The sequence below is a fragment of the Uniformispora flossi genome, assembly GCF_049534875.1.
GTDB classification, from domain to species: Bacteria; Actinomycetota; Actinomycetes; order Streptomycetales; family Streptomycetaceae; genus Yinghuangia; species Yinghuangia aomiensis.
On sequence record NZ_JBMULZ010000004.1, the window covers coordinates 571934 to 580948 of the forward strand.

Genomic DNA, 9015 nt, shown 5'->3' on the forward strand with positions numbered 1-9015 from the left:
AGGGCACGGACACCCGGGGCTTCTCCTTCGCGTCCTGTGCGTCCTGAGCGCCTTGTGTGTCCTGTGCGTCCGGCGCGGACGGTGCGTCCGCCGCCTGCACGCCGTGCTCCGGCGCCCCGGTCACTTGAGCCTGCTCGACAGGAGGATGCTGGCCAGGTGCAGGACCGTCTGCAGGACGGCGACCCCGGCCAGGACCGCGACGGCGATCCGGCTGAACAGCAGATCACCGTGCATCGCGTCGAAGATGCCCGCGGCGAGCAGCAGCAGGGATGCCTCGACGCCGCCGACGAGGCGGTGGAACTTGAGCGACGCGGCGATCTTGCGGGCCTTGGCGGCACCGGTGGAACGCGGCACCGAGGCCGCGTCCTGGACGGGCGCAAGGCCGGAGCGGGCGCGCGAGACGTCGACCAGGTCGGTCTCGGACTTGATGAGGATCGCGCCGAGCGCGGCGATCGCGCCGAGGAACGCCCAGCCGCCCACGCCGCCGTCGCCGAACACGTCGGAGGCGTGCAGGCCGGCGCCGACGAGGAGGGCCGCTTCGGACAGGTAGTGGCCGACCCGGTCGAGGTAGACGCCGGTGACCGAGGTCTGCCGCCGCCAGCGGGCGACTTCGCCGTCGACGCAGTCGAGCAGCAGGTAGACCTGGATCAGCACGGCGGCGAGCACCGGTCCGGCGAGGCCGGGGATGGTGAGCGCCGCGCCGGCGGCTATCCCGGCGACGATCATCAGGTAGGTCAACTGGTTGGGTGTGACGCGTGTTCCGACCACGCGCCGGGTGATCTGCAGCGAGATCTGGCGCATGTACAGGCGCCCGGCCCAGTGTTCGCCGCTTCTGCGGTCGAGCAACCCCTCGGGGTGGCAGACCGCGCGGAGTTCAGCCGCTGTAGGTGTCGACATAGTCAGCTACCGCATCTCTGAGGGCATCGCGCCCGAGACCGAGGTGTTCGAGGATGGTGTAGCGCCCCGGGCGGGTCGACGGCGCGAACTCCAGGACGTCCACGAACTCATCGGCGGTCAGGCCGAGTTGCTCGGGAACGACGGGGAGTTGGTGCCGGTCGAGGGACGCGGCCAGCCGGTCGGCCAGACCGCGGTCGCCGCGGAGGTAGGTGCAGAACGCCGCGCCCAAGCCCACCTGCTCGCCGTGCAAGCCGTCGCGCTCGGGGAACAGCAGGTCGATCGCGTGCGAGATCTCGTGGCAGCCTCCGCTGCACGGACGGGACGTCCCGGTCACCGACATCGCGATCCCGGACAGCACGAGGCCTTCGGTGAGCGCGACGAGGAACGGGTTGTCCTCGACGGTGTCCGGCCGGTACAGCAGCGACTCCCCCGCGGTACGCGAGAAGGCCGCCGCCAGACCGTCGAACGCTTCGCCGGTCTCGCGGGCGGAAAGCTCCCAGTCGGCGACCGACGACAGGTTGCTCAGGGCCTCGCCGATGCCGGAGCGGACGAACCGCTTCGGCGCCTCGCGGATGACGGCCAGGTCGACGATGAGCGCGATCGGCGTGGGGACGCCGTACGAACCGCGGCCCTTGTCGTTGTCGAGGATGCTGACCGGCGAGGCGATGCCGTCGTGCGCGAGGTTGGTCGCGACGGCGACGACCGGAAGGCCGACGCGTGCCGCGGCGTACTTGGTGGCGTCCAGGACGCGTCCGCCGCCGATGCCGACGACCGCGTCGTAGTTGCCCGCGCCCATCCGGTCGGCCAGGTCGACGGCGGCGGCGAGGCTTCCGCCGTCCACGCCGAACCACTCGGCGTCCGGCATCGCCGGGGCGAGCCGTTCCCGCAGCCGCGCACCGGAACCGGTGCTGACGGCGACGGCCAGCCGGCCGGACGTGGACACGCGCCGGTCGGACAGGAGGGTGGTCAGATCGTCCAGGGCTCCCGGACGGATGTCGACCGTGAGCGGTGCCGGGACCAAGCGCGTCAGTATTGGCACGCTATCTCCCGGGCCTTCATGAGGTCTTCCGTGGTGTCGATCTCGGTCCACACCGCGCCGCCTATGGACTGCACGTCGACCCGCACGCCGCGGTCGGCGAGTTCCTGGTAGCCGTCCTCGTAGTACAGCTGCGCGTCGCGGCGCCACGTCGTCTCGAGCGCGTCGACCAGCGCAGGCGCGGAGCGGCCCTCGATCAGCGTCACGCCGATGTACTCGCCGACGGCGGCGGCCGGGTCCATGAGCTTGGTGATGTGCGCCACACCGCCGGCCTCGTCGAGGCGGACCTTCATCTCCTCCTCGGCGAGCGGCTTGGCGTCGTCGAGCGCGAGGATCATGCCCTTGGCGTCGGAGCGGGCGCCGAGCAGCGACTCCGGGACGCTCAGCGGGTGGAGCGTGTCACCGTTCGCGAGCAGCACGCCTTCGGGCAGGTAGTCGCGTGCGCACCACAGCGAGTAGGCGTTGTTCCACTCCTCGGCCTTGTCGTTCTCCACGAGGTGGAGCTTGAGGCCGTAGGTCTTCTCCAGGTCCGCCTTGCGCTCGCGCACCGCGTCGCCGCAGTAGCCGACGACTATCGCGGCCTCGGTGAGGCCGACGGCGGCGTAGTTCTCCAGCGTGAAGTCCACGACCGAGCGCTCGTCCCGCACCGGCACCAGGGCCTTGGGCAGGGTGTCCGTCCAGGGCCGCAGTCTCCGTCCGGCGCCGGCGGCAAGGATCAGACCGATCATCGTGGTTCTCCTGTTCGGGTCGGGCGCCCCTGCGGCGTCCGTGCGGTGCTCACCCGGCGCTCGCGCGCGTGCCGGCGCCGGATGTCGTGGGCGACCCCGTACCCGGGGAGACGCCCGGGCGGCCGGAATCGCTCCCGGACGCCCGCGCTGCCGCGGGCGGGACCGGGTCGTCGAGGTCCGGCGTGGCGCCGCGGACCCAGAACGCGATGCTCTCGGCGAGGACCGCCAGAGCGGCCGCGACGGCGAACACCGCGATTCCGGTGCGCAAGGGCGTGGCCCCGGCGGCGGCGAGCGCGGCGATCAGCAGCACGCGCCCTTCCTGGCCGCCGATACCCCACACCAGCGCCCGCGGCGGAGCCGAATGGCCGCCGCGCAGACGGTAGACGGTGTCGTAGTGATGGTAGGCGATCACTGCCACCAGCCCGAATGCCCCCGGCAGGGCATCCGGCGCCACTCGGGCTGTGAGGGCGATCACAGCGGAGTACTCGGCGGCGCGGAACGCCGGCGGCACGAGCCAGTCGAGGCGCCCGGCGAGCGGACGGCTCACCACGGCGCCCGCCGCGACGACGTAGACCGCGGCCGCGCCGAGCACCGCGGCGGGGTGGTCGGCGAACACGCCCAGGGCCACGACCGCGGCGGCGAGCGGCACCAGGTAGGCGATACCGCCCGCGGGCCACCGGAGTTTGCCGAGCACCGCGGCGAGCGGCCCGGTGTCGGCGAGCGCGAACAGCACGCGCCGCACGGCCGGCTCCTGGGGGGCGCGGCGCGGCAGCGACCGCAGGATGCGGCCGGCGGAGGTGTAGCAGGCGGCGAACGCGCAGCCGATCAGCAGCACCACGAAGGTGATCCGCGGGGTGGTCACCGCGGTCAGCACCGCGATCAGCGCCCAGCGCTCGCCGATCGGCAGGATGATCATGCGCCGGGCCCACACGGTCCAGCCGACGTCGTTGAGGCGCCCGGACAGCTTCGCGCCGGCGCCTTCCTCGTCGCCGTCGCCGCCGCCGCGGGTCTCGTTGAACGCGAAGTCGACGATGTGCCGGGTCGTCATCAACGCCATGGCGGAGACGGCCAGCAGCCACACGTCGTCGCCGTTGCGGCCCGCGCCGGCGGCGAGGCCGGCGTAGACGGCGTACTCCTTCACGCGGTCGAACGTCGCGTCCAGCCACGAGCCGATGCGCGAGTAGTTGACCGTGTACCGGGCGAGTTGGCCGTCCGTGCAGTCCAGGACGAACGAGAAGTACAGCGCGAGCGCCGCGGCGACGTAGCCGATGCGGCTGCCGGTGGCCGCGCCCGCGGCCCCGGCGAGGGCCACGAGCAGTGACGCCACCGTCACTTGATTCGGGGTCAGGCCGCGGCCGGCGCACCAGCGCGCGACGTAGCGCGACCAGGTGCTGACGAAGAATGTGGTGAAGAACCCGTCGCGGGCTTTGACCGCGCTGCGCAGCCGTATCGCGTCCTCGTCGACCACGGCGGCGCGGGCGAGCGCGTCTTCGCGTTCGGCAGGCGTGGCCGGAACCTCGGCGACCAGGTCTCCCAGCGCAAGATCGCGTACGGGCTCACCCGCCTCGGCCATCCGGTCCGCCAGTGTGTCCGGCGCCAGTTGCGCGTCGGGCGTCCGCGCCACGGCAGCCCGGAAAGCTTCGCGAGCCGACGGCTCCACGACCAGGACGCCCGGGATCCGGCGGACCGGGAAGCGCGAGTCACGCAGCACCATCCGCAGCGGATGGCGGTGTCCGACCGCGCGCCCGTCGGCCAGCACGAGGGTGCCGCCACCGGTGTCCGCGGCCAGGGCGCGGATCTCCGGCGCGCCGACGTATTCGGCGGACACGCCGAGCGCCGCGAGGCGGGACTCGAGGCCGGCCGGCCCGGCGTCCCCGGAAGGCCGGGATGCGCCCGAGGTGCCGACGGCCGGTACGACGACCACCCATGGTGACATTTCGGTTTGCCCCCAACGTTCCGTACGGCGGTGAGACGCCTGTCGCGCGCCGCCGGTCGGGAACACCGCAACCTCGGGGTGAGCGCGTGCGCAGAAGCCGTCACTGTACCGCCTGCGACGAGGCCCTAGGGAAGGCCGCCGTCGGCAAAAGCCTTGGTCGCGGCCTATGCCCGGAGTGCACACACCGTTTTCGGGCCCGTTCCCCAGGAGTCGCCATCGGTTACCATGCGTACGGGGTTTCGCGTTCTCTCCGCACCCGACCATCGCATGGGAGTCCGTCGGCTTTCAGCCGCGGCGATGTGCGCTGCACGCGTGGCCTACATTCCTTGACCGGCGATGCGTGGGAGGGTATTCGAGATGCCGTTGTCCGGGACACCTGACGTCAGCGTGACCATCATCGCCTACAACGACGCCGAAAGGTTGCCGCGCGCGGTCGAGTCCGTCTGCAACCAGACACTGCGCAACGTCGAGGTGATCATTGCCGACGACTGCTCCACGGACGACACCGAGCAAGTCGCGCGGGCGCTGGCCCGCAAGGACCCGCGTGTCAGATACGAGCGGCTTGCCCGCAACAGCGGTGGATGCAGTGCGCCGCGCAACCGCGGCATAGCCGTGTCCCGTGCGCCGTACCTGATGTTCCTGGACAGCGACGACGCGCTGCCGCGCCACGCGTGCAAGAGCATGCTGCTCGCCATCGAGGAAACCGGCGCGGACTTCGTGACCGGTGAGGTCGAGCGGATCTACGAGAACAGCAAGCGCGCACCCGGCCTCTGGTACCCGCACCTGTTCACCACGCGAGCGACCTACGACGGCATCGCGGAGAATCCGGAGATGTTCTTCGACCACTTGTCGACGAACAAGATCTACCGCCGCGACTTCATCGAAAAGCACGCGCTCCGGTTTCCCGAAGGCATCCACTACGAGGACCAGCTGTTCTCGGCGCAGGCGTTCACGCTCGCCGAGCGCTTCGCGGTCGTGCCGTGGGTGATCTACAGCTGGTACCTCTCCGACGACACCGCGAACCTGTCGATCTCCAACAGCCGCCACAAGATGAAGAACGTCGCCGACCGGCTCAAGGTCGCCCGCATGGTCGACGAGTTCCTCGCCGACGAGAGCGTCGGACATGAGCTTCGGGTCGCCAAGGACGTCAAGTTCCTGCGCCACGATTTCCGGCTCTACCTGGGCGACTTGCCCCTGCGCGACCCCGAGTGGGTCGACGAGTTCGCGGCGCTCACCCGGCCGTATCTGAACGCGATATCCGACGACGCATACGCGCAACTCCCCCGGGACCAGCGCATTTGCCTGTACCTGTTGCGCAAGGGCAGGAACGCCGAAGCCGTCGAACAGGCACGTGTCCTCGGCCGCGGAACGCTGGCCCCGCGGTTCGCCGTCACCGACGCCGACCGCACGTACTGGGGCCGCACCGCCCCGCAGGACGACGAGGCGCGGACCGAGCTCGACATATCCGACTACTACCTGGACCGGCAGTCCTTCACGTCGGCCGTGCTCCGCAACGAGGTCGAGTCCGTGGAGCCCAGGGGCAGCGTTCTGCGCCTCGGCATTCGCGTCTACGATCCCGGCCACGCGCTGTCCGGGGACTCCTACAACGCCCACGTCAACCTCGCCTCGACCGGTTCGCCGCTGCGCGTTCCGGTCGTGTTCAAACGTTCCGAACCCGGCCAGTTCACCGGCACGGCCGACTTGGACCTCCGCCGCGTGCCCCTCCCGAAGATCGGCTTCGACGGGCGCCGCCACCCCACCTTGACCATCACCCTGGGGGATCAGGCCAACACCAATCTGCTGCTGGCCCCGCTGGACATGGCAGTCCACCGTGTCGAGATTCCCCACAACCGGGTCGGCGTCCACACATTGACCGTGGAAGCCGAACCCGCTCCCGGTCCGCGTCGCCTCCAGATCACCTGGGCGCGCGGCGGCCTCCTGAAGGAACTCCGCTTCCTGGGCCCGGTGCAGCGCAAGGTCAAGCGCAAAACCAAGGCGCTGCGCAAGCAATTGAACAGTCACGGCAACAAGGCCGCGGCCTACCGCGTCCTGGCACGCCTGCCGGTCAAGAAGAACCAGGTCATCTTCGAGGCCGCCGAAGGACTCGGCTACCGCGACAACCCCCGGTACATCTACGAGGAAGCCATGCGGCAGCAGCGGCCCCTCGACGTCGTCTGGTCCTATTCCGGGAACCGTGCGTCCTTCCCGCCCGGCACGCGCCTGGTGCGGCGCGGCAGTTGGAAGTACGTCCGGACACTCGCCCGCTCCGAGTACTGGGTGGACAGCCACAACCTGCCGTCCATCTACCACCGCCGCCCCGGAACGCACTACCTCCAGACGTGGCACGGGCAGACGATGAAGACCATCGGCTTCGACATCCCGGAGATGAAGAGCGCCGGGCCGGAAGCCCTCGAACACCACCAGCGGATGGTGGACCGCTGGGACCTCCTCGTGTCGCCCAGCAAGGAGTTCGAGCGCACCTTCGTCCCCGCCAACAACTACCAAGGCCCGGTCGTGCGCTCCGGGTACCCGCGCAACGACGTGTTGGTCCGGCACGCCGAACCCGAGCAAGTGGCACGCCGGGCCGCCGTGCGGAGCCAACTGGACGTACCCGAGGGGGCGCGCGTCCTGCTTTACGCACCGACGTTCCGCAACCGGGGCATCTCCTCGATCCGCGTCGACTTGGACGAACTGGCCGCGCAGGCGCCCCCCGGCTGGATCATCGTCGTCCGCGCCCACTATTACGACCGGTTCAGCCCGCCGCGGCACTTGGGCCACTTCGTGCGCAACGGCGCGGACTTCTCCGACGTCAACGACCTGCTCCTGGCATCGGACGCGCTCATGACCGACTATTCGTCTCTGATGTTCGACTACGCAAACACCGGCCGCCCGATGATCTTCTATGCGGACGACTATGAGGAGTACCGCAACCAGGAGCGCGGAACGTACTACGACCTTCCCGAGATGGCCCCGGGGCCGGTCGTCGGCACGACCGAGGAGCTTGCCGGCGTGCTGCACGATTTCGATGCGACCGTGGAGTCGTATGCCGCGCGGTATGCGGAGTTCCGCGAGATGTTCTGCTCGTACGAGAGCGGTGAGGCAAGCCGCGCGGTCGTGGACGCATTCTTCGGTGAGGACAAGTCGTGAGCAATGCCCGGAAGCGGAACATTTTCTTTGTGGGGATCGACGTCGATTCCCTCGGGGGGTCGCAGCGGGTCATCCACACGCTGGCACAAGGCCTCGGCGGACGCGGCCACCGGGTCGAGGTGATCGGTATCCGAACCTCTCCCGAGCCGTTCCCGTACAACGCCGCGCCGGCGTACGCCCACACCACGCTGTATCCGCACCAGTCGACGCCTGCGTGGAAACCGGGCTCGCTCGTGGAACGCCTCAACCCGAAGAAGAACCTCCAGGCCCATCGCGCCCGGTCCGAACGGGAGGCGGCGCAGCGCCTGCTGACCGAGCGTTTCCGCTCGGTGCCCTCGGGCTACGTGGTGTTCGGCTCCCCCTGGGCCGCGGACTGGGCGCTGAGCCTGGAATGGCCGCACCTGCAAGGCATCGGGCAGTACCACGAATCGTTCCTTCAGGCGCAGACGTCGGCGAACCGCGACCTGATCCTTCGGCATTACCCCCACCTGGAAAAGGCGTTGTTCCTGAGCGCCGGGGACGCCGCCGAGTTCGAGCGGCTGCGGCTGCCGAACGTCGGCGTGATGCCCAACCCGCTGAGCTTCTTCCCGGAGGCACCGGCCCATCGGGAGAACCACCGCATCGCCGCCGTCGGTCGGCTCGACCCGGTCAAGCGGCTGGACCGCCTCATCGACGCCTTCGCGTCGGTGGCGGAAGACCCCTGGGAACTCCACCTCATCGGCGACGGCCCGGAAGACGGCAATCTCCGCAAGCACGCGGCCGAGCGGGGCGTCGCCGACCGGGTGGTCTTCCGGGGCCGGGTGGACGACATGGTCCGCGAGTTCGAGGACGTGTCGATCCTCGCGCTGAGCAGCGACAAGGAAGGCCGCCCGATGGCGATCGCGGAAGCCGCGGCCTGCGGCGTCACCTGCGTTGCCTTCGACCTGTCGGCCGGGGTGCGCGAATTGGTGGACGACGGCACGACAGGAATCCTGGTGCCACCGGGGGACGTCGGCGGTATGGCCGAGGGGTTGCGTCGTTTGATGGCCGACGCCGATCTGCGGCGCACCCAAGGCGCAGCGGCACGCGAGCATGTGCGTGCCTACCGCCTCGACGCGGTCCTGGACCGCTGGGAACAGCTGCTGGACGAGATCGACCGCTGAGGCAAGGTGGGCTGCGCCTGCCCCCCCCGCGGCAAAAGCAACCCCCCCCCCGCCGGGGCCCCCCCCCCCCCTAAAATCAAAGCGGTCCCCCCCGCCCGCCCCCGCCCCCCCCCCCGGCGCCCCCCCCCC

Annotated in this window: 6 protein-coding genes; 2 read left to right on the forward strand and 4 right to left on the reverse strand. The window is 70.3% G+C overall.

Annotation, left to right across the window (positions count from 1 at the left end):
* Window positions 1–120: 120 nt before the first annotated feature.
* From ACPA54_RS12540 to ACPA54_RS12555, 4 genes are read right to left on the reverse strand one after another with little or no spacing between them, the layout of a single operon-like run.
* Window positions 121–897 carry a CDP-alcohol phosphatidyltransferase family protein gene (locus ACPA54_RS12540; RefSeq protein ID WP_423528952.1) on the reverse strand — a complete coding sequence of 259 codons (777 nt, stop codon included), beginning with the start codon at window positions 895–897 and terminating at the stop codon, window positions 121–123.
* Window positions 875–1936: an iron-containing alcohol dehydrogenase family protein gene (locus ACPA54_RS12545; protein WP_423528954.1), complete on the reverse strand. Its 1062-nt coding sequence runs from the start codon at window positions 1934–1936 to the stop codon at window positions 875–877. Before ACPA54_RS12545 ends, ACPA54_RS12540 begins: the two co-directional genes overlap by 23 nt.
* Complete coding sequence (locus ACPA54_RS12550; RefSeq protein WP_423528956.1) at window positions 1924–2661, reverse strand: phosphocholine cytidylyltransferase family protein; 738 nt, start codon at window positions 2659–2661, stop codon at window positions 1924–1926. The genes ACPA54_RS12545 and ACPA54_RS12550 overlap by 13 nt, the downstream gene beginning before the upstream one ends.
* A 49-nt stretch (window positions 2662–2710) precedes the next feature.
* Window positions 2711–4489 carry a DUF5941 domain-containing protein gene (locus tag ACPA54_RS12555; RefSeq protein WP_423529028.1) on the reverse strand — a complete coding sequence of 593 codons (1779 nt, stop codon included), beginning with the start codon at window positions 4487–4489 and terminating at the stop codon, window positions 2711–2713.
* A gap of 444 nt (window positions 4490–4933) precedes the next feature.
* Between ACPA54_RS12555 and ACPA54_RS12560 the strand changes: the two genes are divergently transcribed.
* Entirely contained in the window at window positions 4934–7744 is a 2811-nt protein-coding gene (locus tag ACPA54_RS12560; RefSeq protein WP_423528958.1) for a bifunctional glycosyltransferase/CDP-glycerol:glycerophosphate glycerophosphotransferase, read from the forward strand.
* A gap of 29 nt (window positions 7745–7773) precedes the next feature.
* Entirely contained in the window at window positions 7774–8886 is a 1113-nt protein-coding gene (locus ACPA54_RS12565) for a glycosyltransferase (RefSeq protein ID WP_423528960.1), read from the forward strand.
* Window positions 8887–9015 lie beyond the last annotated feature (129 nt).